General features: G+C 40.3%; 18 protein-coding genes, 6 tRNA genes and 1 pseudogene. 22 read left to right on the top strand and 3 right to left on the bottom strand.

What is annotated here, in order from left to right:
* Positions 1-206 precede the first annotated feature (206 nt).
* Positions 207-1156: pseudogene (locus I6F40_RS16375) on the top strand (mechanosensitive ion channel family protein).
* A 240-nt stretch (positions 1157-1396) separates the two neighbouring features.
* The gene (locus I6F40_RS16370) at positions 1397-2080 is read left to right on the top strand and encodes a hypothetical protein (RefSeq protein WP_166376490.1); all 684 of its coding nucleotides are present in this window, start codon (positions 1397-1399) and stop codon (positions 2078-2080) included.
* A gap of 93 nt (positions 2081-2173) precedes the next feature.
* Here the strand turns inward: I6F40_RS16370 and I6F40_RS16365 are convergent, their stop codons facing one another.
* Positions 2174-2494: a BON domain-containing protein gene (locus I6F40_RS16365; RefSeq protein ID WP_010553266.1), complete on the bottom strand. Its 321-nt coding sequence runs from the start codon at positions 2492-2494 to the stop codon at positions 2174-2176.
* 272 nt (positions 2495-2766) lie between these two features.
* Complete coding sequence (srmB, locus tag I6F40_RS16360; protein ID WP_166376491.1) at positions 2767-3993, bottom strand: ATP-dependent RNA helicase SrmB; 1227 nt, start codon at positions 3991-3993, stop codon at positions 2767-2769.
* 75 nt (positions 3994-4068) lie between these two features.
* Between srmB and I6F40_RS16355 the strand changes: the two genes are divergently transcribed.
* The 4 genes from I6F40_RS16355 to I6F40_RS16340 all read left to right on the top strand — a co-directional run bounded on the left by I6F40_RS16355 (position 4069) and on the right by I6F40_RS16340 (position 8129).
* Positions 4069-4767: a tRNA1(Val) (adenine(37)-N6)-methyltransferase gene (locus tag I6F40_RS16355; protein WP_166376492.1), complete on the top strand. Its 699-nt coding sequence runs from the start codon at positions 4069-4071 to the stop codon at positions 4765-4767.
* A 156-nt stretch (positions 4768-4923) separates the two neighbouring features.
* Positions 4924-6933: an alpha-amylase gene (locus I6F40_RS16350; RefSeq protein ID WP_166376493.1), complete on the top strand. Its 2010-nt coding sequence runs from the start codon at positions 4924-4926 to the stop codon at positions 6931-6933.
* 143 nt (positions 6934-7076) lie between these two features.
* The gene (locus tag I6F40_RS16345) at positions 7077-7523 is read left to right on the top strand and encodes a DUF2147 domain-containing protein (RefSeq protein WP_166376494.1); all 447 of its coding nucleotides are present in this window, start codon (positions 7077-7079) and stop codon (positions 7521-7523) included.
* Positions 7524-7661: 138 nt separating this feature from the next.
* Positions 7662-8129: a YHS domain-containing (seleno)protein gene (locus tag I6F40_RS16340; protein WP_166376495.1), complete on the top strand. Its 468-nt coding sequence runs from the start codon at positions 7662-7664 to the stop codon at positions 8127-8129.
* 77 nt (positions 8130-8206) lie between these two features.
* Here I6F40_RS16340 and fldB read toward each other — a convergent pair whose 3' ends face one another.
* Positions 8207-8728 (bottom strand): flavodoxin FldB, encoded by a 522-nt coding sequence (gene fldB, locus I6F40_RS16335; protein WP_007583764.1) that lies wholly within the window; start codon positions 8726-8728, stop codon positions 8207-8209.
* Between the two features lie 94 nt (positions 8729-8822).
* On the opposite strand from fldB, the gene xerD reads away from it, so the two are divergent.
* The 16 genes from xerD to I6F40_RS16255 all read left to right on the top strand — a co-directional run bounded on the left by xerD (position 8823) and on the right by I6F40_RS16255 (position 24261).
* Entirely contained in the window at positions 8823-9749 is a 927-nt protein-coding gene (gene xerD, locus I6F40_RS16330; RefSeq protein WP_024590718.1) for a site-specific tyrosine recombinase XerD, read from the top strand.
* A 63-nt stretch (positions 9750-9812) separates the two neighbouring features.
* Positions 9813-10541: a bifunctional protein-disulfide isomerase/oxidoreductase DsbC gene (gene dsbC / locus I6F40_RS16325; protein ID WP_007583768.1), complete on the top strand. Its 729-nt coding sequence runs from the start codon at positions 9813-9815 to the stop codon at positions 10539-10541.
* 81 nt (positions 10542-10622) lie between these two features.
* Positions 10623-12344, top strand: a complete 1722-nt coding sequence (recJ, locus tag I6F40_RS16320) for a single-stranded-DNA-specific exonuclease RecJ (RefSeq protein WP_197193208.1) — start codon at positions 10623-10625, stop codon at positions 12342-12344.
* A gap of 143 nt (positions 12345-12487) precedes the next feature.
* A protein-coding gene (gene prfB, locus I6F40_RS16315; protein ID WP_138950671.1) for a peptide chain release factor 2 occupies positions 12488-13586 on the top strand; the annotation gives its coding sequence in 2 pieces (ribosomal slippage) (positions 12488-12562 and positions 12564-13586; 1098 coding nt in all).
* 26 nt (positions 13587-13612) lie between these two features.
* Positions 13613-15148 (top strand): lysine--tRNA ligase, encoded by a 1536-nt coding sequence (gene lysS, locus I6F40_RS16310; protein ID WP_166376496.1) that lies wholly within the window; start codon positions 13613-13615, stop codon positions 15146-15148.
* Positions 15149-15470: 322 nt separating this feature from the next.
* Positions 15471-15653 (top strand): hypothetical protein, encoded by a 183-nt coding sequence (locus I6F40_RS16305; protein ID WP_166376497.1) that lies wholly within the window; start codon positions 15471-15473, stop codon positions 15651-15653.
* 128 nt (positions 15654-15781) lie between these two features.
* A tRNA-Ser gene (locus I6F40_RS16300) sits at positions 15782-15874 on the top strand.
* Positions 15875-15912: 38 nt separating this feature from the next.
* A tRNA-Arg gene (locus I6F40_RS16295) sits at positions 15913-15989 on the top strand.
* Between the two features lie 221 nt (positions 15990-16210).
* A tRNA-Arg gene (locus I6F40_RS16290) sits at positions 16211-16287 on the top strand.
* A 148-nt stretch (positions 16288-16435) separates the two neighbouring features.
* Positions 16436-16512 (top strand) — tRNA-Arg (locus I6F40_RS16285).
* Positions 16513-16563: 51 nt separating this feature from the next.
* Positions 16564-16640: transfer RNA gene (locus I6F40_RS16280), tRNA-Arg, on the top strand.
* 115 nt (positions 16641-16755) lie between these two features.
* A tRNA-Arg gene (locus tag I6F40_RS16275) sits at positions 16756-16832 on the top strand.
* Between the two features lie 878 nt (positions 16833-17710).
* The gene (locus I6F40_RS16270) at positions 17711-18886 is read left to right on the top strand and encodes an exo-beta-N-acetylmuramidase NamZ family protein (RefSeq protein ID WP_197193207.1); all 1176 of its coding nucleotides are present in this window, start codon (positions 17711-17713) and stop codon (positions 18884-18886) included.
* A 9-nt stretch (positions 18887-18895) separates the two neighbouring features.
* Complete coding sequence (gene pbp4b / locus I6F40_RS16265; RefSeq protein WP_197193206.1) at positions 18896-20551, top strand: penicillin binding protein PBP4B; 1656 nt, start codon at positions 18896-18898, stop codon at positions 20549-20551.
* Positions 20552-20741: 190 nt separating this feature from the next.
* On the top strand, positions 20742-22118 hold the full coding sequence (locus tag I6F40_RS16260; RefSeq protein WP_166376501.1) for a Na+/H+ antiporter NhaC family protein: 1377 nt from the start codon (positions 20742-20744) through the stop codon (positions 22116-22118).
* 400 nt (positions 22119-22518) lie between these two features.
* On the top strand, positions 22519-24261 hold the full coding sequence (locus I6F40_RS16255) for a potassium/proton antiporter (RefSeq protein ID WP_197193205.1): 1743 nt from the start codon (positions 22519-22521) through the stop codon (positions 24259-24261).
* The last annotated feature ends 53 nt before the right edge of the window (positions 24262-24314 follow it).

The following is a 24314-nucleotide window of genomic DNA, read 5'->3' as shown; positions in this document are numbered from 1 at the left end:
ATATTACCGGAGAAAAGAAAGCGAAAAGCTTATCCGCGAACGGTGCTCGCAAAGACACAAAAATATCCAGTTAGGTATAAACGAAAAAACACCACTCGTTCTTAAACGAGTGGTGTTATGCATTGCATGGCTTTTTTGATGTTGGCGTTATATTTGCAATCTCATCTAATATTAATGAGAACACTAATTAAATAGGTGCAAATAAAATGATCAGCATTCCGTCAATTGACGAAGCCGAAAAACTAATAGAAGAAAAGCTCGGAGGGTGGTTTGATGTTGTAATGAGTCATATCCCTAATTTTATAGTTGCGATACTGATCGCAATTGTGTTTTCAATATTGGCACGCTTTGCTGGCAGGCTGATGAAAAACGTATTACGCAGATCCCTCGATTCAAAACAAATTGCCGATTTAATGGCTTCAATATTTAAAGTTATTGTTTTGTGTATCGGTTTATTTATAGCGCTCGATTTTGTTGGCTTAAAAGGCACCGTTACCTCACTACTTGCTGGTGCGGGTATTGTGGGCTTAGCAATTGGTTTTGCGTTTCAAGATATGACCGAAAACTTGATAGCCGGTATTGCTATGGGTGTACGCAAACCATTCAAAACAGGCGACGTAATAGAAACCGATGACGTGTTTGGTTCAATACATTCTATAAACCTACGTAACACGCTAATAGAGAGCTTTTATGGGCAGTTAATACTGGTACCAAACAAAGTATTATTTAGAAATGTACTAAAAAATTACACCACTTTAGGCGCATAGAAGTACCTGTTGGTATTTCGTATGGCGATGATATAGAAAAAGCAAAAGACGTTATAGTCGAAAAAATTAATGAATTCGACTTTGTAATACGCAAAGATGAAACCGCCGTATACGCTGAAGGTTTTGGCGACAGCAGCATTAACTTACTGGTGTGGTTTTGGATTAAATACCCAGGCGAGCCTGACTTTATGACGGTACGCCACAAAGGTGTTGTTGCCGTTAAGCAGGCACTCGATGAGGCTGACATTAGTATTCCATTCCCAATTCGTACTTTAGATTTTGGTATTAAAGGCGGCGAAAAACTCGATGCCATGATAAGCGACAAAATAAGCCAGCAGTCATCAAATAAAGACAGTAGCGACGGTACTGACTCTAACCAAAGTGAGTAATTTAGTTAAAGCTCATTAGGCAAAAGCATTGGGAAATAGTTACTTACCAACAGCGCATTTTTACAGAGTAAAAAATGCGCTTTTTAATTAGTTCAAGTCACTTTTCTTTATTCATTAATTATTTTCTCCAGCAGATTTTGTAACGTATTTTTTATAAGGTAAGTTTCCCTTTTATCTATTTATTATGCAATTATTGGTTATACAAGGTGTATTTTTTTTAGATATTAGGGTTACAAACAAATGAAGTTAAGGATTAAATGGTTTACAAAAATAATTTTATTTTCAAGCCTAGTTATTAGCTTTATTTCAGTAGGTAACGAATATAATGCTAAATATGATGTGAGTTATAAATTAAATATAGATAACAATACCGCTGAAATACTTTTTCTCGATAAAAACAAAAACCTTACCTCTACATTAATCTTACCAAATAAAGCGGCATATATTGAAAAAGAGAAGTTACGAGAGTTTTGTAGCTCAGATGATGTTTTATGCCCTAGAAAAAGTTATGAAAGTAACGTTATCACTTGGTCACCTGATAATGAATATTTAGCTGTGTTTGTGGGTAATACAAAAGGGTTTTGGTTTATCCCCAGTAAAGAGATAACAAAAGCCGCATTCAATAAAAATAATGTAGTTAAAGTCGGCGTACATACTCAAAACGATAAAATAAATATTGCTCTATTTCATGGCGCGGCAGGATGGGTTGATAATCATCATTACGTTTTTTCAGCGGGTTTAAGTGGTGACAATTTTGTTTATAAGTTTAACCCAAAAACAAAGGAACTTAAGGGTTTTCCTTTTGAGCTAAATGAAGATTCTACGGTAAGCAGTTTTAAAGAAGTTTTTGTTGAAAGTTTTAATTCACAAAAAAGTAGTTTTAAATTAAGTGATGTTATTCAACAACTAGATAAATTGAAATAACTACAAAAAATAAACATAAAAAAGCGCAGCTTGTGTTGGAGTAACAAGCCGCGCTTATGAATTAGTTATACAAATAAGTTTATGTGGTGCGTATTAAATAACGCTAATTTTGTTACGAATGATTTTAACCCCATCCATATTTTCTAAAAACTTTTGAGCCAGTGCGCGCTGAAAACCAGTTTGTGCTTCACCGTATAAATCTACTTCACCATTTTTTACCTGCACGCGAATATCACTTAACGCTAGGTTAGGATTAGTTCGTAGGGTGTTGGTGATAGCTTGTTGTAAGTTAGGTTGAGTGGCTACACTGCTTACTACGGCCATGTTGGTTGCTGCACTTACTTTTGTAGCGCAAGCTAATAAAAATAAACAACAAAATGATACTAAAGCGATAGTTAACTTGAAGCGGTTCATAACTTAATCCTTACATTACGGTGAATAGTGCAGCCACAATATGGAAATTCCATCGGCTAGGTTATCTTTGTAGTTACAATTTCGGTGCCAATATTAACGCTATGAAATATAAGGGAATTTTATTAAGTGGGAATTCAGGTGGGCAAAAATTACATTTAAATGAGTATGAGTTACATGCTTGGGTTACATATGTAACAGGTACAAACAGCAGAGCCTGCAAGGCTTGCATTAAAAAGCCGACAAAAGTCGGCTTAGTATAAAAATGTTTTAGGTTACTTTTTCTTTTTAACCTTAGCCTTTTTCTTGGCTTTCATTTTTACTGGATCTTTACGTTTTTTAGCCGGTGGCTTAGCTTCTTTATGCTGTGGCTCGACACCTCTAATTACACGGCGTTTTAATTTTTGTTCAACGTAGCGCTCTACTTTATATAAAATACCAATATCGTGTGCTTCAACTAGCGATATTGCTATCCCTTTTTTACCAGCACGGCCAGTACGACCAATACGGTGTACATATACGTCGGCAGTACGCGGCATATCAAAGTTAATAACGTGGCTGATGTCAGATACATCAATACCACGTGCAGCTACGTCGGTAGCAACTAATATGCTTGTTTTGCCACTGTGGAAGTTTTCCATGGCTTTCATACGTTTGTCTTGTGGCATTTCGCCGCGTAACCACGCCGCTTTTACATCATTAGTTGTAAGTTCGCCAATCAATGTTTCTAAGCGTTCGCGAGTTTTAACAAACACAATCGCTTTAGTTACGTCAGGGTTTTTTAGCGTATTAACTAATAATTCAAGTTTGTGATGATAATCGTCGGCTAAATGTACCCATTGGTGAATTTTAGCTTTTTCTTTACGTGACGATTCGGCTTCTAATAGAGCTGGGTCGCTTAATGTTTTTTCAGCAAACCTTTCTACGCTGTCACCTTCAAGTGTTGCTGAGAATAAAAAACATTGGCGACGATTTTTAGCTTCGTCACAAATACGGCTCATTTCTTTTTTGAAACCCATATCTAACATGCGATCTGCTTCATCAATAATAAGCATTTCTACGTGTTCAGCATGAAAGTTTTCGGTTTCTAGGTATTCCATTAATCGACCTGGTGTGGCGATTAAAATATCATTATTTTTTTCAAAAATTTCTTTATGCGTGCCGTAGTTAATACCGCCTGTTACTACACCAATTTTTAGGTGTGTGCGTTTAGCTAGCAGTTCACATTGTTCATGAATTTGATAAGCCAGCTCACGAGTCGGGGTCATAACGAGTACGCGCGCAAAACCAGGGTCACGACGTGGGAAATCCAGTAAGTACTGAATAGCCGGAATTAAAAATGCCGCTGTTTTACCTGTACCAGTAGGCGCAGATGCTAAAATATCGCGCCCCTGTAGTGCTTCAGGAATAGCTTGTTGTTGAATGCTGGTTGGCGTCTCGTAGCCCATTTTATTAATGGCATCGAGTAGCTTGTTATCAAGATCAAATTCAGAAAATTGCATAGAGTGTCTAAAATAAGGGACAATTACCCTGATTATACGCGCTATGCTGCGCTTGGTGAATGAAAAGGTGAAAAAATGTCTGGTTTTGTATTTAAACAATTTAAAGTTGAACACGACCACTGTGCAATGAAAGTTTCTACCGATGGCATTTTGCTTGGCGCATGGGCTAATTTAAGCGGTGCAAAGTCGTTACTTGATATAGGCACCGGCACCGGCTTACTAGCACTAATGTGTAAGCAGCGCAGTAATGAGCTTGATATAACTGCGGTAGAAATTGACGAAAGCGCCTATACCCAAGCATTACAAAATGTAGCTAATAGCCCGTGGCCAACTATAAGTATTACGCACCAAACTATTCAACGCTTTAGTAGTGAAGTTAAATTTGACGTGGTTATCTCTAATCCACCGTATTTTAATCACAGTTTAAAAGGCGATAATGTTGCGCGTAATACCGCACGCCATACCGACGGCCTAAGTTTTGAAGAGTTAATTAATGCGTTTAAACATTTAAGCCATAGTGGTTCCCGCTTTAGCTTAATACTCCCAAGCGTTGAAGGCGCATTATTTATTGAGCTTGCTACTCAAAATGGGCTTTATTTAAATGCTCATTGCCAAGTAAAAGCCACGCCCAATAAAGATATTAGCCGCAGTTTAATGACATTTAGCTACGTAAAAAGCGATATAGAATCATCAATCCTGTGTATTAGAAACTTAGATAATACCTACACTGCTGATTATATAGCCCTATGCAAAGCATTTTATTTGAAAATGTAAACTGCCTAGTTATGTAGGTTATCTAGTAATAAAGGATAATTTACCTATTATGCATACGTATTCAGTTTTTATTTAATCAATTACCAATCTAGTGTTAACCACTTGTAAATAACATCGAGTAGTTGTTTTGCTCGCTCAACAATTGGATCACACACTATGAAACTCAATAAAATAATCACCACCGCAGGTTTAAGCCTAGGGTTGCTCTTACCTAGTATTGCGACTGCTACGCCCACCACATTTGTACATTTGTTTGAATGGAATTGGCAAGATGTAGCGCAAGAATGTGAGCAATACCTAGGACCAAAAGGCTACGCTGCAGTACAGGTCTCGCCACCTAATGAGCACATTACAGGAAGCCAATGGTGGACACGTTATCAGCCAGTAAGTTATGAACTGCAAAGTCGTGGCGGAAACCGTGCACAGTTTATCGATATGGTAAATCGCTGTAGTGCAGCTGGGGTTGATATTTACGTTGATACGCTTATTAACCATATGGCAGCAGGAAGTGGCACAGGCACAGCCGGAAATAGCTTTGGTAATAAAAGCTTTCCTATTTATAGCCCACAAGATTTTCATGAAAGTTGTACCATTAATAACTCTGATTATGGCAACGATCGCTACCGAGTACAAAACTGTGAACTAGTTGGACTTGCCGATTTAGATACCGCTTCAAACTATGTGCAAAATACCATTGCAGCATATATTAACGACTTACAAGCTATTGGCGTAAAAGGCTTTCGGTTTGATGCTTCTAAACATGTTGCAGCAAGCGATATCCAAAGTTTAATGGCCAAAGTAAATGGCTCGCCAGTGGTTTTTCAAGAAGTGATCGATCAAGGTGGGGAGGCTGTTGGTGCCTCTGAATATTTAAGCACAGGTTTAGTTACTGAATTTAAATATAGCACTGAGCTTGGTAACACTTTTAGAAACGGCTCGCTTGCATGGCTGAGTAATTTTGGCGAAGGGTGGGGCTTTATGCCAAGCTCTTCTGCGGTGGTTTTTGTAGACAATCACGACAATCAGCGCGGGCACGGCGGCGCTGGCAATGTTATTACCTTTGAAGATGGCCGCTTATATGACTTAGCCAATGTATTTATGTTGGCTTATCCGTACGGTTATCCAAAAGTAATGTCGAGTTATGATTTTCATGGTGATACAGATGCTGGTGGGCCAAATGTACCGGTACATAATAATGGTAACTTAGAGTGTTTTGCTAGTAATTGGAAGTGTGAGCATCGTTGGTCATATATTGCAGGCGGGGTCGATTTTAGAAATAACACCGCCGACAATTGGGCAGTAACAAACTGGTGGGATAACACGAATAATCAAATATCATTTGGCCGAGGTAGCTCGGGTCATATGGCTATTAACAAAGAAGACTCAATGCTTACTGCAACTGTGCAAACCGATATGGCGCCAGGGCAATACTGTAATGTGTTAAAAGGCGAACTGTCAGCTGATGCTAAAAGCTGTAGTGGTGAGGTTATAACGGTTAATTCCGACGGTACTATTAATCTTAATATTGGCGCTTGGGATGCGATGGCAATTCATAAAAATGCCAAGTTAAATACCAGTTCTGCCTCAAGCACTGAAAGTGACTGGCAGCGAACGGTTATTTTTATTAATGCACAAACACAAAGCGGACAAGATATGTTTATCCGTGGTGGAATTGACCACGCTTATGCAAATGCAAACCTTGGTCGAAATTGCCAAACAAGTAATTTTGAGTGTGCAATGCCTATTCGTCATAACAATTTAAAAAATGTCACAACAAGCCCTTGGAAAGCAAATGATAACTACCTTGATTGGTATGGTATAGAAAATGGGCAAAGTAGCGAAGCAGAAGGTTCTGCTACCGACTGGACAACGAACGTTTGGCCAGCAGGTTGGGGCGCTGAAAAAACGGTAAACACAGATGGTTTTGGTGTGACACCTTTAAATATATGGGGCGAACACTATTGGATGCTTGATGTAGATATGGATTGCAGTAAAGCGGTTAATGGATGGTTTGAACTAAAAGCATTCATTAAAAATGGCCAAGGATGGGAGACTGCCATTGCACAAGACAATCCACTTTATACAAGTACTAATCATATGGCGCAATGCGGAAAAATTAATAAATTTGAGTTTAATAATTCAGGTGTAGTAATTCGTAGTTTTTAAAAGTAAGCAAAAAAGCTCATATGACAACCTAAACTAATGATTATTAGTTTAGGTTTTTTATTTTATGTACAGCGCTTTAATAGTGTGTTTATAAATCACCTGATATGATTTAGCCATTAGCCCCTTAATTTAAAGGCAGCACAATGAAAAAATTAAATAAAATAGCATTACTTAGCACGTTAGCAGCCACCATTTTTGCAAGCCAAGGTGTGTTTGCTGCTATTACGCCTATAGGGCTTTGGAAAACGATTGACGAGGATACAAACCAAGCTAAGTCGTATGTACGTATTACCCAAACCAGCGGTGTATTGACCGGCAAAGTTGAAACCATTCTTAACCCTGCAAAACAAAATGATATATGCAGTAAGTGCGATGATGAGTTAAAAGATCAGCCTATTTTAGGAATGACTATAATCACGGGTGTAAAAGCACAAGATGATGGTGTTTGGGGAGACGGTGAAATACTCGACCCAACAAATGGTAAAACCTACACTTTACAACTAACCCCGCAAGATGAAGGTAAAAAACTCGAGGTACGCGGCTACATTGGCTTTTTTTACCGAAACCAATATTGGCTAAAAGTAGAGTAAGTTTTACTACTTATTTAATCACTGGGCGTTAAATAATTAAGTATTAACTGAAATCATTTTTGCGCTTTGCCTTTCTTACTCACTAAGCCAGCTATATTTAATTGGCATTCAATTTTGAGTAATAATAAAGGAAAAAAGATGATTAAGTACATAGTTGCTTTAATAATGCTTAGCGCACTGTTAATAAGCGGTGGGGCAAATGCAAAGGATGATGCTGTAAATACGGGTTGGTTTAATAACACGGCTGTTAAAGGGTACGACAGCGTTGCTTATTTTACGCAAAATAAAGCCGTTAAAGGCAGCGACAAATACACGTTTAGTTATTTAGGTGCCAACTGGCACTTTTCGAGTGAAGAAAACAAAACGACATTTGCAGAAAACCCAAAACGTTATGCACCGCAATACGGTGGTTGGTGTGCTTATGCAATGGCTGATGAAGGTAACGCTGTAGGTATAGACCCAGAAGCATTTTATATTCACGAAGGTAAGCTTTACTTAAACTATAGCGAAAGCGTGCAGCAAAAATGGTTAAGTAATTTACTACCGTACATTGTTATGGCTGATGGATATTACCCACAAACGACCAATGTGATGACGTTTCAATAAATTACTCATATTACTAATCAAAAGCCCGCAACTAAACTAGTTGCGGGCTTTTTGCTTTTTATTTATTAGCTTATTAATTAAAGCGTTTCGCCGTATTCAGTCATTACCTGTTCAACCCATGTTGCAATGCGGTCGTCGCTTAGCTCGTATTGACTGTCTTCGTCGAGCGCGAGTCCTACAAACTGTTTACCATCAGGCGTTAATGCTTTTGAAGCTTCAAACTCGTAACTACTGTCGTTTGGCCAAAAACCAAGTTGAGTAAATGTTTGCGTATTTATTTCGTCGTGTAGCATGCCTAGCGCATCTTGAAACCACTGCCCGTAACCTTGTTGATCGCCCATGCCAAATAAAGCAATGGTTTTACCATTTAGGTTTACGTCGGCTATGTCGTCCCACTTTGACTCCCAGTCTTCTTGTATTTCACCAAAATCCCATGTTGAAATACCAAAGATGATAAAGTCATACTGCTCTGCATTTTTTAGTGGCTCGTCTTTAATATTGTGCAGGGTAACTATATCGGCACCAATAATGTCGCGAATCTTTTCTGCTGCCATTTCGGTGTAGCACGTAGTAGAACCAAAAAATAAACCAATTTGCATCGTATTTATCACTGTGTAATTGCCTGATATGATAGGCTCAAGTTTACCGTAAGGTATTTTTAATTGATACCTTAGCAAAGCATGAGAGCATAATGTGACAACGCTATCTGACGATTCTTTTGAAAATAACAGCAGTATGAGCAGTAATAGCGACTACCTAGAAACCTTTTTAGATAGCCTGTACTTAGAACAAGGCGTAAGCGAAAACACATTAAGTGCTTATCGCAGTGATTTAGATAAGTTTTGCCTATTTTTAAAGGGCGAAAATTTAATGACGGTAACAGGGCTTGATGTTGAAAGTTACTTAGCGCACCGAGTCGATTTAGGCTTAAAACCACGCAGTACGGCACGCAGTATTAGTGCGCTAAAGCGTTTTTATCAGTACTTTGTGCGCGAAAAACTAATTAGCGACACCCCCATGCTAAATATTTCTCAGCCAAAAGCAGGGCAGTCGTTACCTAAAACACTCTCAGAGGCCGAAGTTGAGGCATTATTAAATGCGCCTAATACCGAAGAAGCGATGGGACTGCGCGATAAAGCCATGCTAGAGCTACTTTATGCAACGGGTTTGCGTGTAAGTGAGCTTGTTGGACTGCGCATGGAGCAAATTAATTTGCGCCAAGCAGTGGTGTTTGTAAAAGGTAAAGGTAATAAAGAGCGCTTAGTTCCACTGGGTGAAGAAGCCATGTATTGGCTTGAGCAATTTTTAAAGGGTGGGCGTGCGCAAATGATAAAACATGCCACCGATTTTGTGTTCCCATCTAAACGCGGAGTAGGCATGACGCGACAAACCTTTTGGCATAGAATTAAACACTATGCTATTTTGGCAGCAGTTGAGTCTCCATTATCGCCCCATACTATGCGCCATGCTTTTGCTACGCACTTATTAAATCATGGGGCAGATTTACGTGTGGTACAAATGATGTTGGGCCATAGCGATTTATCAACGACGCAAATTTATACCCATGTTGCCAATGAACGGTTAAAGTCGGTACATGCAGAGCATCATCCGCGTGCGTAAGTTTGAAAGTAAATATCATTAAGCCGGTCAATATATTAAGTATTTTTAGGATAGAGAGAAGTTATGAAAAAATTAATGTTAGCAGGTGCCATGTTGTGCACAAGTATTAGTGCATTTGCAAATGGCGTTGCTGTAACACCAGATGCTAATGATCCTATTATTACTAAATTTGCCGAGCTTGGTGTAACTGTAAAGCAAATTAACCCAAGTCCAGTAACGGGTTTAAAAGAATTGATTACTAACAAGGGCGTGCTTTACGCAAGTCCAGACGGTCAATATTTAATGCAAGGTACGTTAATTGATTTAAATAATCGTAATAACCTAACAGAGCAAGCATTAAATGGCGTGCGTGTTGAAGGTCTTAAAGAATACGAAGAATCGATGATTGTGTACAAAGCGCCAAACGAAAAACACAGCATTACTGTATTTACCGACATTAGCTGTGGTTACTGTCGTAAATTACACCGCGAGTTAGACGATTTACTTGATGCGGGTATTACCGTTAAGTACTTAGCGTTTCCACGTGGTGGCTTACAAGGTTCAGGTTACGCAGATTTAATGAACGTATGGTGTGCACGCGATCAGCAAGAAGCACTAACAGAAGCTAAATCGGGCACAAGCACTAAAGTAGTTGCAGGCTGTAGCGCACCGGTTGCAGAGCATTACCAATTAGGTCAAAGCTTTGGTATTAGCGGCACACCCGCTATTATTTTAGAAGATGGTACGATGATCCCTGGTTACCAGCCAGCAGCAGCACTAAAAGCAGCATTAGAAGCTAACAAAGCGTCGTAATTAAACGCTTAGTTATTATTAAAAAGGCCTTAATGGCCTTTTTTTGTCTTTTTAATACGACTCAATAAGTTAAAACCCTGCATGAAAAAACTAATCATTGCGCGTGAAAACGTTGACGACTCGCATCTGCCGAGTAATTTACACCCTGTAATTAAACAAATTTATGCTAACCGCAATGTATTCAATGCCGAAGAGCTAAATAACAGCGTAGCTACGCTTCACGACTTCAAATTGTTTAAAGACATCGACAAAGCCAGCGACTTATTAATTGAAGCATTAAAAGCGCAAAGCCAAATATTAATAGTTGGCGACTTTGATGCCGATGGCGCAACAAGCACTGCAACATTAATGCAAGGCCTTGAGATGTTTGGCTTTAAGCATTTAGATTACTTAATTCCTGACAGGTTTAGCTTAGGATATGGCTTAAGCCCCGCGCTTGCTGAGCAAATAGTACAAATAAAACCTGATTTAGTGATCACCGTAGATAACGGCATATCGTGTATTGCCGGTATTGATATTTTAAAAGCGGTTGGCATAAAAGTGCTGGTAACAGATCACCACTTACAAGGTGAGCAGCTGCCAAATGCAGATGCAATCGTAAATCCAAATAGACATGAATGTGATTTTCCGTCTAAATCTATTGCAGGCGTTGGCGTTGCTTTTTACTTATTAATAGCGCTGAGAAGCGTAATGCGAGATTTAGGTTATTTTGAGCAGCAACCGCCGCCTAATTTAGCTAACTTGCTCGACATTGTAGCGCTTGGCACGGTTGCCGATGTAGTGGCACTTGATGCAAATAACCGTACCTTAGTACACCAAGGTTTAGCACGTATTCGCAGTGGTAAAACACGCCCTGGTATTACCGCGCTTATTGAAGTGGCTAACCGCAATGCTGCGCGCTTAAGCGCAAGCGACTTTGGCTTTTCACTTGCGCCGCGTTTAAATGCAGCAGGGCGATTAGACGACATGAGTTTGGGTATAGCGTGCTTGCTTAGCACCGATATAAACCAAGCGCGTAGTATAGCGGGCGAGCTCGATAGCTTAAACTTTGCAAGGCGCGAAATAGAACAAGGCATGCAAGCCGAAGCGCAAGCCGTGCTTGATAGACTCGCATTTAGCGACGATAACATCCCTGATGCTATTTGTTTGTTTCAAGACGATTGGCATCAAGGTGTTATTGGGATTTTGGCTGGTCGCTTAAAAGAAAAATACCACCGCCCAACAGTTATATTTGCTGGTGGCGAAAACGGTGAAATTAAAGGCTCGTGCCGCTCTATTGAAGGGCTACACATGCGCGATTTACTCGAAGGGCTTAATACAGCCGACCCACACTTGATTAATAAATTTGGTGGCCATGCCATGGCAGCCGGCTTAATTATTAACGAGCAACACTTTAACGACTTTAAAAAAGCGTTTGATGCCGCAGTTAGCGCGCAACTGAGTGAAGAAAGTAAACGCTGTATTGTATTTACCGACGGTGAGCTGCCAAACGACTGCTTTACGATGGAATTTGCCCAGCTATTAAAGCAATCGGGCCCGTGGGGTCAGCAATTTCCTGAGCCGGTGTTTGAGCATACCTTTGAAGTAATACAGCAGCGCATAGTAGGCGAAAAGCATTTAAAGCTCGTGTTAAAGCACCAATCTGGTCGTTTAGTTGATGCCATTGCTTTTGGTATTGATGTAAAAGAATGGCCAGATACTGAGGCGAAGTTTGTAAAAGTAGCGTACCAGCTCGATATAAATGAGTTTAGAGGTAAATTTACGCTGCAATTAATAGTTAGAGAGCTTGAAAAAGTACACTAAAAAATATGTAATATCATGCATAAAATGCTAATAAAGCGCGCGGTTTTTTGTTAAAATCGGGCGTTTTTATCATTTGACGATAATTTATTGCGAAAATCCCATTTAAAGGGGCGCAATTACCTAGCCATTTTGGAGTGATGTACATGTTTGAAGTGAATCCTGTGATTAATCAAATCAAGGAAATTCGCGAACGTACTGAATTGCTTCGGGGGTACCTTTGACTACGCTCTTAAACAAGAACGCTTAGAAGAAGTTAACGCCGAGCTTGAAGATTCAGCCGTGTGGAATGAGCCTGAACGCGCACAAGCGCTTGGCCGTGAAAAATCAGCATTAGAAGCTGTTGTTGAAACAATCGACAACCTTGTAGCCGGTACTGATGACGTTGAAGGCTTACTTGAGCTTGCTGTAGAAGCTGAAGATCAAGATACCTTTGACGAAGCGCAAAGCGAGCTTGCTGATCTAAACGAGCAGTTAGAAGGTTTAGAGTTTCGTCGTATGTTTTCAGGTCCTCATGACTCAAACGATGCGTACCTTGATTTACAATCAGGTTCTGGCGGTACTGAAGCACAAGACTGGTGTAATATTCTACTTCGTATGTATTTACGTTGGGGCGAGGCTAAAGGTTTTAAAGTTGAGCTAGTTGAAGCGACCGACGGTGATGTTGCTGGTATTAAAGGCGCAACTGTCCGCTTTGTTGGCGAATACGCTTACGGTTGGTTACGCACAGAAACTGGTGTGCATCGCTTAGTACGTAAAAGCCCATTTGACTCAAGTGGTCGTCGTCATACTTCATTTGCTTCTGCGTTTGTATACCCAGAAGTTGACGATAATATTGAAATTGATATGAATCCGTCAGACCTGCGTATAGACGTTTACCGTGCATCGGGCGCGGGTGGTCAGCACGTTAACACCACCGAATCGGCGGTTCGTATCACTCACGTACCAACAAATACCGTAGTGCAGTGTCAAAACGAGCGTTCGCAGCATAAAAATAAAGCCCAGGCGATGAAGCAGTTAAAAGCTAAATTATTTGAGCTTGAACTACAACAGCAAAATGCTGAAAAACAAACGCAAGAAGATGCTAAATCTGATATTGGTTGGGGTAGTCAAATTCGTTCATACGTACTTGATGACGCACGCATTAAAGATTTACGTACAGGCGTTGAAAACCGCAATACCCAATCGGTACTTGACGGTAACTTAGATAAATTTATTGAAGCCAGCCTTAAATCTGGCCTATAACCACCAAGCTAATAAAGAGCTAAAAAATGACTGATAAAATCCAAGACGAAAACAAGTTAATCGCTGAGCGTCGCGGCAAGTTAGACGCTATACGCGAAAATTGCCCAGCCAACGGTCATCCAAACCAATTCCGTCGTGAGCATTACACGGCTGATTTGCAAGCCCAGTTTGGTGATAAGAGCAAAGAAGAATTAGTAGAGATGCAAGAAGTTGTGTCTATCGCTGGCCGTATTTTAGCAAAGCGTGGACCGTTTTTTGTAATTCAAGACATGAAAGGTCGCGTACAAGCGTATGCATCTAAAGATGTTCAAAAAGATCTTAAAGAAAAATATGGTCAACTAGACACTGGCGATATTATTGGTGTTAAAGGCGCATTAAATAAATCAGGTAAAGGCGATTTATACGTAGAAATGACTGAGTACCAACTATTAACTAAGTCACTTCGTCCGTTACCAGAAAAATTCCATGGCTTATCAGATCAAGAAACAAAGTACCGCCAACGTTACGTTGACTTAATTACTAACGAAGCAACGCGCGAAACATTCCGTATTCGTTCACAAGTAGTTGAAGGCATTCGTCGCTTTTTAGCAGACCGTGACTTTATGGAAGTAGAAACACCAATGCTACAGGTTATACCTGGCGGTGCATCTGCGCGTCCGTTTGTAACTCACCATAATGCACTTGATATCGACATGTACTTACGTATAGCGCCTGAGCTTTACTTAAAGCGCTTAGTGGTAGGTGGTTTTGACCGTGTATTCGAAATTAACCGTAACTTCCGTAACGAAGGGTTATCTACGCGTCACAATCCAGAATTCACAATGATTGAATTTTACCAAGCATACGCTGATTACATCGACCTGATGAACATCACCGAAGACATGCTTCGTACGGTTGCAGAAAACGTACTAGGTAGTGCAGTTGTAGTTAATACAACTAAAGACGAAAACGGCGAAGTAATTGACTCAGTTGAGTACGACTTTGGGCAACCGTTTACACGTTTAAGCATGAGCGATGCAATATTAAAATATAACCCTGAGTTTGATGCTGCGGTATTTAATGACCCAGAAAACCACTTTGACGAATTAAAAGCGTACGCTAAACAAGTGCACGTTAAAATTCCTGAAAATTGTGTTTGGGGCCCAGGTAAGTTCTTGTGTGAAATATTTGAAGAAACAGCAGAGCACATGCTTATTCAACCTACGTTTATTACTGGCTACCCGTGGGAAGTTTCTCCACTTGCACGCCGTAACGACGAAAATGCATTTGTTACAGACCGTTTTGAATTTTTTGTTGGCGGTCGTGAACTTGCAAATGGCTTCTCTGAGCTTAACGATGCACAAGACCAAGCTGAGCGCTTTACTCGCCAAGTTGAAGAGAAAGACGCAGGCGATGATGAAGCAATGCATTACGATGAAGACTACATACGCGCACTTGAGTACGGCTTACCGCCAACTGCAGGTGAAGGTATTGGTATTGACCGTTTAGTAATGTTGTTTACTGACTCACCTACAATTAAAGACGTTATTTTGTTCCCGCATATGCGTCCACAAGCTGACTAAGCTTTGGGTAGAACAAAGTAAGTTAATAAACGCCGCTTAATAGCGGCGTTTTTTGTTTGAAATTCATGTTTTAGTCAAAAATTACTACATCAAAAATTAAATCTAGTTATTGGTTCTGATTAATATTTAATTCAGCTTCACTGGCTTATTGTTATTGGCAGTTTTTAGTATTAGAACTAACAGTGCTATAACTTTTCAGTATGATTGTTTTTTAAACATAATGTTGTATTTATGTAAATTTTTTATGTATAATACGCACGAAATTTACACTGCTTAGTATTAGCAGTCGAATATAGATTCTTAAAGGACTTAGGATAATAGTATGAAAGACGAACGTGTAGAATATTTATCAGAGAAATGCACTACAGAGGAAGAGCGGGATGCTTATTACCGTGTTTGTATCGCTGAGTTTCAACAATTAGGTTATCAAGAGCAATACTTAGCTCAATTGACTGATGAGTTAGTTCCGATGCTAGGTGTTAAATCAGTCGGTAAAAGTACATAACCTGCTCGAAATTCAACCTAATCACACTTTAAAACCAAGCATATGTGTAATCTATAACCATATAGTCGTTTTTGGTAGAAAAGTGTTTGACATATTTTCTGAAATCTTTATTATACGCCCCACAAGACGGAGAGGTGTCCGAGTGGCCGAAGGAGCTCCCCTGCTAAGGGAGTATAGAGTTTGTAGCTCTATCGAGGGTTCGAATCCCTCCCTCTCCACCATTTCTTTTAATGGCGTGTTTTGTAAAGTTTTAAAGTATGGGTGCATAGCTCAGCTGGATAGAGTACTCGGCTACGAACCGAGCGGTCGGAGGTTCGAATCCTCCTGCGCCCACCATACTTTAATAACTCTGCTTAGAGTCTAAATAAGCAATTAAAGTGTTTGGCTTTATAACCAAGCGGTCGGAGGTTCATTCTTACAAGATACGTCCTGCGCTCACAATACTTTAATAACTCTGCTTAGAGTCTAAATAAGCNCTCACAATACTTTAATAACTCTGCTTAGAGTCTAAATAAGCAAAAGCTCTACTTAGAGTTAAAATAAGTAAACTATAAAGTGGGTGCATAGCTCAGCTGGATAGAGTACTCGGCTACGAACCGAGCGGTCGGAGGTTCGAATCCTCCTGCGCCCACCACTTTATAGACTCATACTTAGAGTATAAAAAAGTAAAGTGTTGGCTAAAGCCAAACGGTCGGAGGTTCATTCTTACAAGATACGTCCTGCGCCCACCACTTTATAGACTCTCACTTAGAGTAAAAACAAGTAACAGTAAAAATGAAAGTGGGTGCATAGCTCAGCTGGATAGAGTACTCGGCTACGAACCGAGCGGTCGGAGGTTCGAATCCTCCTGCGCCCACCACTTTATAGACTCTCACTTAGAGTAAAAACAAGTAACAGTAAAAATGAAAGTGGGTGCATAGCTCAGCTGGATAGAGTACTCGGCTACGAACCGAGCGGTCGGAGGTTCGAATCCTCCTGCGCCCACCACTTTCATGTTTTCATACACTTTTAAGTGTAAGAAAAATAAACCGATGGAAATCGGTTTTTTTATGTCTGAATTTATACGCTCTGCTTAGAGTTTAAATAAGCAATCTATGAAAGTGGGTGCATAGCTCAGCTGGATAGAGTACTCGGCTACGAACCGAGCGGTCGGAGGTTCGAATCCTCCTGCGCCCACCACTTTCATAAACAAGCCGACATTAAGTCGGTTTTTTTGTGCCTAAAATAAAGTGAAGTGTAGATTGATAACCTGTAGCCGCTGAGCTTGCTCGCGTGAGAAGCGCCGCTTCTAATCAGTTACCGTCGATATAACTGATACTTTATTTACGAGCTACGCTCGTCGCGTTAGCAAGCTGCACGCCTACAAGTAAAACCAGCCCTAATCTTTAAATCCAAACCCTGAGTTTATTTATCCGTTGTAGACGCTGAGCTTGCTCGCGTGAGAAGCACAGCTTCTAATCACTTACCACCGATATAACTGATACTTTATTTACGAGCTTCGCTCGTCGCGTCAGCAAGCTGCACGCCTACAAGTAAAACCAGCTCTAATCTTTAAATCCACACCCTGAGTTTATTCATCCGTTGTAGACGCTGAGCTTGCTCGCGTGAGAAGCGGTAGCTTCTAATTACTTATCACCGATACAACTGATGCTTTATTTACGAGCGTTGCTCGTCGCGTCAGCAAGCTGCACGCCTACAAGTAAAAACAGCTCTAATCTTTAAATCCAAACTCCGAGCTTATTCATCCGTTGTAGACGCAGAGCTTGCTCGCGTGAGAAGCGCTAGCTTCTAATCACTTACCACCGATATAACTGATACTTTATTTACGAGCGTTGCTCGTCGCGTCAGCAAGCTGTACGCCTACAAGTAAAACTAGCTCTAATATTTAAATCTAAACTCCGAGTTTATTTATCCGTTGTAGACGCTGAGCTTGCTCGCGTGAGAAGCGTCAGCTTCTAATCACTGTATCTGCTCAAGCCCACTTAACCCCTTTCTAAAGCTGCTCTTTAATATTACCTATGTTATTTTAAACGCCTTGTTTAAAAGGATATTGCAGTATGTTTAAAACCCTATTTATTACGTTATTTTTTATTTTTAGCGCTATTTTTATTTCCAGCGCACAAGCCAACGAAGCTAATAACTCACTTGTGGTAGGTGCGCAGCAATATGCTAAATATTTACCGCAGTTAAAAAATAAACGTATAGGGCTCGTGGTCAATCAAACATCAACGGTAGGGCAAACTCACTTAGTAGATGCTCTGCTGATTAAAAATATTAATATAACTAAAATTTTTGCGCCTGAGCATGGCTTTCGAGGCGATCACGATGCGGGCGCGCATGTAAAAAATGCCGTTGATAGCAAAACGGGTATTCCGCTTATTTCTATTTATGGTAAAAATAAAAAACCTAGCCAAGCAGCTTTAGCCGATGTTGATGTCATTATTTTTGACATTCAAGATGTAGGCGTACGTTTTTATACCTACATAAGCTCTATGCACTACATGATGGAAGCCGCTGCAGAGCAGGGGATAGAATTTTTAGTACTCGACAGACCCAACCCAAATATTGCCTACGTTGATGGGCCAATATTAGAGCCAGAATTTAAATCGTTTGTAGGCATGCATCCCATTCCTGTATTGCATGGTATGACCGTTGGCGAGCTTGCTAAAATGATCAAAGGCGAGGGTTGGATCAATAAAGCGGTCGATTTAAAATTAACTGTGATCCCAGTTGATCATTACACTCGCAAAAGTGCTTATAGTTTGCCTGTAAAACCCAGCCCTAATTTATCTAACGATCAGGCCATTGCGCTTTACCCATCACTTTGCTTTTTTGAAGCAACGCCTATTAGCATTGGTAGAGGCACCGACTTTGCATTTCAAGTAATTGGTTACTCGCCAATTGCACTGGGTGATTTTAATTTTACACCGCGCGCAATTAAAGGCGCTGCTTTAAACCCTAAATTTAAAAACCAAACCGTGCAAGGGCTCGATTTAAGACAAGCAAATATTACAGGTTTAAATTTAACTTACTTAATAAATGCGTACATGGAGCTTAGTAAAAATAACATCTCATTTTTTGAGCGTGCTGACTTTATGGATAAACTAGCGGGTACTAATAAACTACGCTTAGCTATTGAAGCAGGGCAATCAGAAGCGCAAATAAAACAAAGTTGGCAGGCGGGGCTTTCGCAATTTAAAGCGCAAAGAGCGCCTTACTTGCTATATCAATAAGGGCTGCCCATGTTTATTGCTTTAAAACCACAAAGTATTGGTTATATAAAAAAAGCATTTATAGCGGCTTTGAGTTTTATTATTGTAGGCTGTAGTACACCACCGGAGCCTATTAGCTCGCTACCACTTACAAAAAGCCAACTTTTAGAGCTGCCTAACGCACAAGTGGTTGTAACGTTTCCTGAGGTAAACCCAAGCAGTCGGTTTTATGTAAATAACCGAGGAACGTTTAAAGCTTACAAAGGGCGCGGGCAATTATTGATACAAAACCATAACGCACAAAGCGCCGATATTTACATTAATAATCAAAAGCTCGACGTTAAACAACTAAGCGCCAACACCTTATACAATTACAGCTTGGCAAAAAACACTCACAACGGCGTTAATACTTTTAAAGTTGAAAATATTCTCCCTATTGGCGCAAGTTTAACGCTGCGTTTTGCATTTCCTACTTTAAGCGACGATCCAATAAAAAGCATAGATTTTAGCGAAGTGGACGCATTAATAAATCGCGATGTAAAAGCGGGTTTTCCTGGGGCTGTGTTGGCTGTTGTTAAAAATGGCGAGCTAATAAAGTTAACTGCTTATGGCGATGCAAAGCAATATCAGCAAAGTGATTTAATGCTGTTACGCCCGGAGCCAATGCAAACTAATACCTTGTTTGATTTAGCCTCAAACACCAAAATATTTGCCACCAACTTTGCACTTATGAAATTAGTAAGCGAAGGGTTATTAAATATTAATAAACCCGTACAAAGCTACCTAAGCGAATATAAAGGCGAAGGGCGCTCACAACGCACAGTAAAAGATTTACTTACACACAGCGCCGGATATCCGCCAGTATTTGACTTTCACCGTAAAGATGGCAGCAATGGCGACGCGTTTTATTCGCTAAATAGTAAAACCACCAAACAGCTATTACTTACCAGCGTGCCTTTTAGCAGTGAATCATCTGGGCAGCCTATTTATTCAGATATTGATTACATGATTTTAGGCGTACTAATTGAGCGTATCACTGGGCAGCCCCTTGACCAATACCTAGAGCAGCACGTGTATGCGCCACTAAAATTAACTAACACGTTATTTAATCCACTTAAAAAAGGCTTTAAGCCGCAGCAATTTGCAGCCACCGAGCTTAGCGGCAACACACGAGACGGGCGTATTAAGTTTGATAATATTCGCACCACTGTTTTACAAGGCCAAGTGCATGACGAGCGCGCTTACTACTCGCTTGATGGCGTAGCAGGGCATGCGGGGCTATTTAGTAACGCTCATGACTTAGCCGTGCTTTGCCAGCTATTATTAAATAATGGTGGCTACGGCGACCAACAATTATTTAGTGCAAGCGCCTTAGCGCAATTTTTAACGCCGCAATCAAGCGACGAAACCTACGGGCTTGGCTTTAGGCTTGCTGGTAACAACCAAGCAAGGCGCTGGCATTTTGGCCCTTATGCAAGCGCGCAGGCTTATGGACACACAGGTTGGACGGGGACAGTGACCGTAATTGACCCCGCTTACGACTTAGCTATTGTTTTACTTACCAATGCTCGCCATAGTGCAATTAAAGGCTCGCTAAAGCGTTACGAATTTACAGGCAAACAATTTGAAACCGCACAGTACGGATCGGTAGTGTCGCTTATTTATGAAGCACTACTAAATCAATAAGCTATCGTATAGGTTAAAACGTACTAACTGTGCCACCTTAAGTGATTTATTTACAGGTGACTTGAGTAAGCCAATCCATTAAGCTAAGCGGTCTATAAAACTAAGCCGGTTTATGTTGTTAGGCTTAACAAATAAGCGTTAAAACGCGTACAAAGCGAGGCTACTCGCTAATAATTAAGGTTAACTTTTTATGCATTGGTATTCTATTTTACCGCCGCTAATTGCGATTGCTATCGTGTTTTGGCGAAAAGAAGTGATTATGGCGCTACTTGTTGCCGTTGCTTCTTCTGAGTTTTTACTCGCCTTGCAGGGCGAAGGTAATAGCTTGTTTGATACTTTTTTAAATACCATTGAACGTATTATTTCGGTTGCTAGTTCGCCAGGTAATACACGCATATTAATATTTAGTATTTTAATTGGTGCACTGCTTGCCTACATTCGTGAATCTGGCGGTGTGGCAGCAACGGTTAATATGCTAATGAACAAAGGTATTGCAAAAAGTAAGCGCCAAGTGGGCTTTTTAACCATGTTTACTGGCATAGCGGTATTTATAGAATCTAACCTGAGCGTACTTACCTCGGGTATTTTATCGCGTGGCTTATTCGACAAATTTAAAATGAGCCGAGCGCGACTAGCGTACATTATTGACAGCACCAGTGCGCCAGTGTGTATTTTAATACTGCTTAACGGCTGGGGTGCGTTTGTACTTGGTTTGTTGGGTAACTACGAGCTAGGTGAGTCGGCTGTATCGGTATTATGGGGCAGCGTTGGGTATAACTTTTACGCCATAATTACCCTTGTTATTGTTTTTTACACTATCGCGTTTGATAAAGTGCACGGCCCAATGAAAGAAGCCGAAGAAAAACTAGAGCTTCAAACAACCGACTTAAAAGATGAAATAAAAGCCTCTAAAGCGCGTTACATGTTAATCCCGCTTATTACGCTAATTACCAGCATGGTTGGCTTTATGTATTACACCGGTAATGGTGTGTTAGCAGAGGGCAGCGGTTCTAAATCAGTATTATACGCAACGGTTTTAGCCATTGTTGTTGCTTACTTTTTAATGATTGGCTCACGTAAATTTACGCACCATCAATTAGTTGATACCGGTTTTAAAGGCATGGGCGAATTAATGCCATTGGTCGCCATTGTACTGCTTTCGCTTACACTTGGCGCAAGCCTTAAAGAGCTAGGTACTGGCGTATTTGTAGCGTCACTTGTTGGCGACTACTTGCCTATTTACCTAATAGTACCTGTGCTGTTTTTAACTGGTGCGGTTATGTCGTTTACTACGGGTACATCTTGGGGCACGTTTGCTATATTAATCCCAATTGGTGTGCCACTTATTCAAGCGCTAGGTTTACCGCCATCGCTTGTTGTTGGTGCTATTTTGGGTGGTGGTATATTTGGCGATCATTGCTCGCCTATATCCGACACCAGCGCTGTATCTGCTATTGCATCGGGGTGTGACTTACTCACCCATGTTAAAACGCAGCTACCGTATGCCTTATTTGGTGGTGGCCTTACGTTTTTAGCGTACTTAGTAACAAGCATTATTGTTTTATAAAATACGATAGTTTAAATAGTCAAAAGCCTGTTTATTGCAGGCTTTTTTGTTTTTAAATTAAGACCGAGCCCAGTAATACCAAGCTTAACGACGCACTAGCTATTAAATAAACTATTTAAATATAGACTTAAGTACCCGTATTTATATTTTTTAGGTTATTGTATAGCATGAGCTTTAAGCTTTTTGATAGCTATAAATTCTTACTTTTTAATACCAATTCGCTTAATTAAGTGAGCTATTTTGAGGCTGGAAAAACGTGTTGATAGCTAGGCAAAAAATTTGCTATTTAGTTGTTCTAAATGAGAATTTTTTAACGCAGGTAGCGACACGTTTAGCCCCGCAAAATGACTAAGTATTATTGCGGATTGGTATAACTCATATAAGGCTGTAAATCCACACTATGTTTGTAATTGACAATATCATTCTCGTTAGTGCCATTTTAATTTTACTTGGAGTGATCTCGAGCAAGTTATCTGCACGTGTTGGCTTGCCTGTGCTTGTGCTATTTCTACTCGTAGGCATGCTCGCAGGTGAAGACGGTATTGCAGGTATTTCATTTGATAACGCAGAGGCCGCACATGCTCTGGGTACTCTCGCGCTTGCCATTATTCTATTTGATGGCGGCTTACAAACGCCTACCAGTTCAATTAAACAAGTGTGGAAACCCGCGTCTGCTTTAGCAACCGTCGGGGTGTTATTTACCGCTGTAATTACAGGCCTTGTGGCCACTTATATTTTAGATCTGCCCATATTACAAGGTGTATTACTGGGTGCTATTGTTGGCTCTACAGATGCCGCAGCAGTGTTTGCGCTTTTACGAAGTGCGGGTATTCACTTAAATAAAAAGCTTAAATCTACCCTTGAAATAGAAAGTGCCTCGAACGATCCAATGGCTATTTTTCTAACGGTTGGTTTGTTAGAAATGCTCGTTAATGACATGCCAATAGGGATGGAGTTACTGCAGTTATTTGCTCAACAAATGGGTGTTGGCGCTATTTGTGGACTTTTAATTGGCAAGGTATCGGTTTGGTTTATTAATCGAATTAAACTAAATGCATCGGGTTTGTATTTAGTGATGGTAACAGCCTTTGGACTGCTTTCATTTGGCCTTTCTGCAACGCTCGGCGGCAGTGGATTTTTAGCTGTATTTATAACGGGTGTTATTTTAGGTAACAGCAAATTTGTATATAAACGCGGTATTTTTCTGTTTCATGACGGCTTAGCATGGCTTGGGCAAATAACCATGTTTGTTGTATTAGGGCTCCTTATTAATCCGTCGTCGTTGGTTGACGTATGGTTAGAAGGATTACTTATTGCACTGGCACTTATTTTTGTTGCTCGTCCATTAGCGGTAGCGCCTATTTTAAAACTGTTTGGCTTTAATAATCGCGAAACTTTGTTTGTATCTTGGGTTGGTCTTAGAGGCTCAGTACCCATTATTTTAGCTATATTCCCATTACTATTTGGCCTTTCAGGGGCAGAGCTTATTTTTAATGTGGTTTTTTTCGTGGTGTTAATTTCAGCCACGTTACAGGGTTCAACAATGCCTTGGATGGCTAAAAAACTAAATTTAGTAGAGCCGCCGCCTGATTTGGCTGCTGCAACGCTCGAAATCACAGCACTAAACGATATTGATATAGAAATTGTAGAATACACTTTAAGTGATGTTTCTCGGGTTTCTGGGCGTAGCTTGTCACATGCTGCACTTCCTGAGAGTGTGGTTGTTGCTATGATCACACGGGGTCCGTCAATCATACCGCCACGGGGTTCAACTAAGTTAAAACCAAACGATCATTTATTTGTTGTTTTAAAACCAGATAACCGACCTTTTGTTGATTTAGTTTTTACAGCAACCGATAAAACAAATCATCATGATAGCCACTTAGCGCACAACGAACTTAAAGTGAAAGGAGTAACGTTGGTAGGCGATATATTTTACTCTTATCACATGCACATAGACGCCCCTGAGGGCATAAGCTTGGAAGAAGTGATTAACCAAAAGCTTTCAGGAGAAGTCAGTAAAGGCGATATTGTTGTTATTGGTAATGTGCAAATACGCGTTATAACCATGGTACATACACGCATAGTGACCATTGGCTTAAAGTATTTAAACAATCCAGAAAAGCGACTTTTAAAGCAGTAATCATTAACAATGATTTATTTAGCGCTAGGCTCACATTTTTAACGGACGTAGGT

It is taken from the genome of Pseudoalteromonas sp. SWXJ133, assembly GCF_015864365.1.
Taxonomy (GTDB): Bacteria; Pseudomonadota; Gammaproteobacteria; order Enterobacterales; family Alteromonadaceae; genus Pseudoalteromonas; species Pseudoalteromonas arctica.
The sequence above is the reverse complement of the archived record's forward strand: the minus strand, read 5'-3'. Positions and strand labels throughout refer to the sequence as shown.

Coding starts and splice junctions, on each gene's coding strand:
- I6F40_RS16370 (WP_166376490.1), top strand. CDS start 1,397: ATGAAGTTAAGGATTAAATGGTTTACAAAAATAATTTTATTTTCAAGC.
- I6F40_RS16365 (WP_010553266.1), bottom strand. CDS start 2,494: ATGAACCGCTTCAAGTTAACTATCGCTTTAGTATCATTTTGTTGTTTA.
- srmB (WP_166376491.1), bottom strand. CDS start 3,993: ATGCAATTTTCTGAATTTGATCTTGATAACAAGCTACTCGATGCCATT.
- I6F40_RS16355 (WP_166376492.1), top strand. CDS start 4,069: ATGTCTGGTTTTGTATTTAAACAATTTAAAGTTGAACACGACCACTGT.
- I6F40_RS16350 (WP_166376493.1), top strand. CDS start 4,924: ATGAAACTCAATAAAATAATCACCACCGCAGGTTTAAGCCTAGGGTTG.
- I6F40_RS16345 (WP_166376494.1), top strand. CDS start 7,077: ATGAAAAAATTAAATAAAATAGCATTACTTAGCACGTTAGCAGCCACC.
- I6F40_RS16340 (WP_166376495.1), top strand. CDS start 7,662: ATGATTAAGTACATAGTTGCTTTAATAATGCTTAGCGCACTGTTAATA.
- fldB (WP_007583764.1), bottom strand. CDS start 8,728: ATGCAAATTGGTTTATTTTTTGGTTCTACTACGTGCTACACCGAAATG.
- dsbC (WP_007583768.1), top strand. CDS start 9,813: ATGAAAAAATTAATGTTAGCAGGTGCCATGTTGTGCACAAGTATTAGT.
- recJ (WP_197193208.1), top strand. CDS start 10,623: ATGAAAAAACTAATCATTGCGCGTGAAAACGTTGACGACTCGCATCTG.
- lysS (WP_166376496.1), top strand. CDS start 13,613: ATGACTGATAAAATCCAAGACGAAAACAAGTTAATCGCTGAGCGTCGC.
- I6F40_RS16305 (WP_166376497.1), top strand. CDS start 15,471: ATGAAAGACGAACGTGTAGAATATTTATCAGAGAAATGCACTACAGAG.
- I6F40_RS16270 (WP_197193207.1), top strand. CDS start 17,711: ATGTTTAAAACCCTATTTATTACGTTATTTTTTATTTTTAGCGCTATT.
- pbp4b (WP_197193206.1), top strand. CDS start 18,896: ATGTTTATTGCTTTAAAACCACAAAGTATTGGTTATATAAAAAAAGCA.
- I6F40_RS16260 (WP_166376501.1), top strand. CDS start 20,742: ATGCATTGGTATTCTATTTTACCGCCGCTAATTGCGATTGCTATCGTG.
- I6F40_RS16255 (WP_197193205.1), top strand. CDS start 22,519: ATGTTTGTAATTGACAATATCATTCTCGTTAGTGCCATTTTAATTTTA.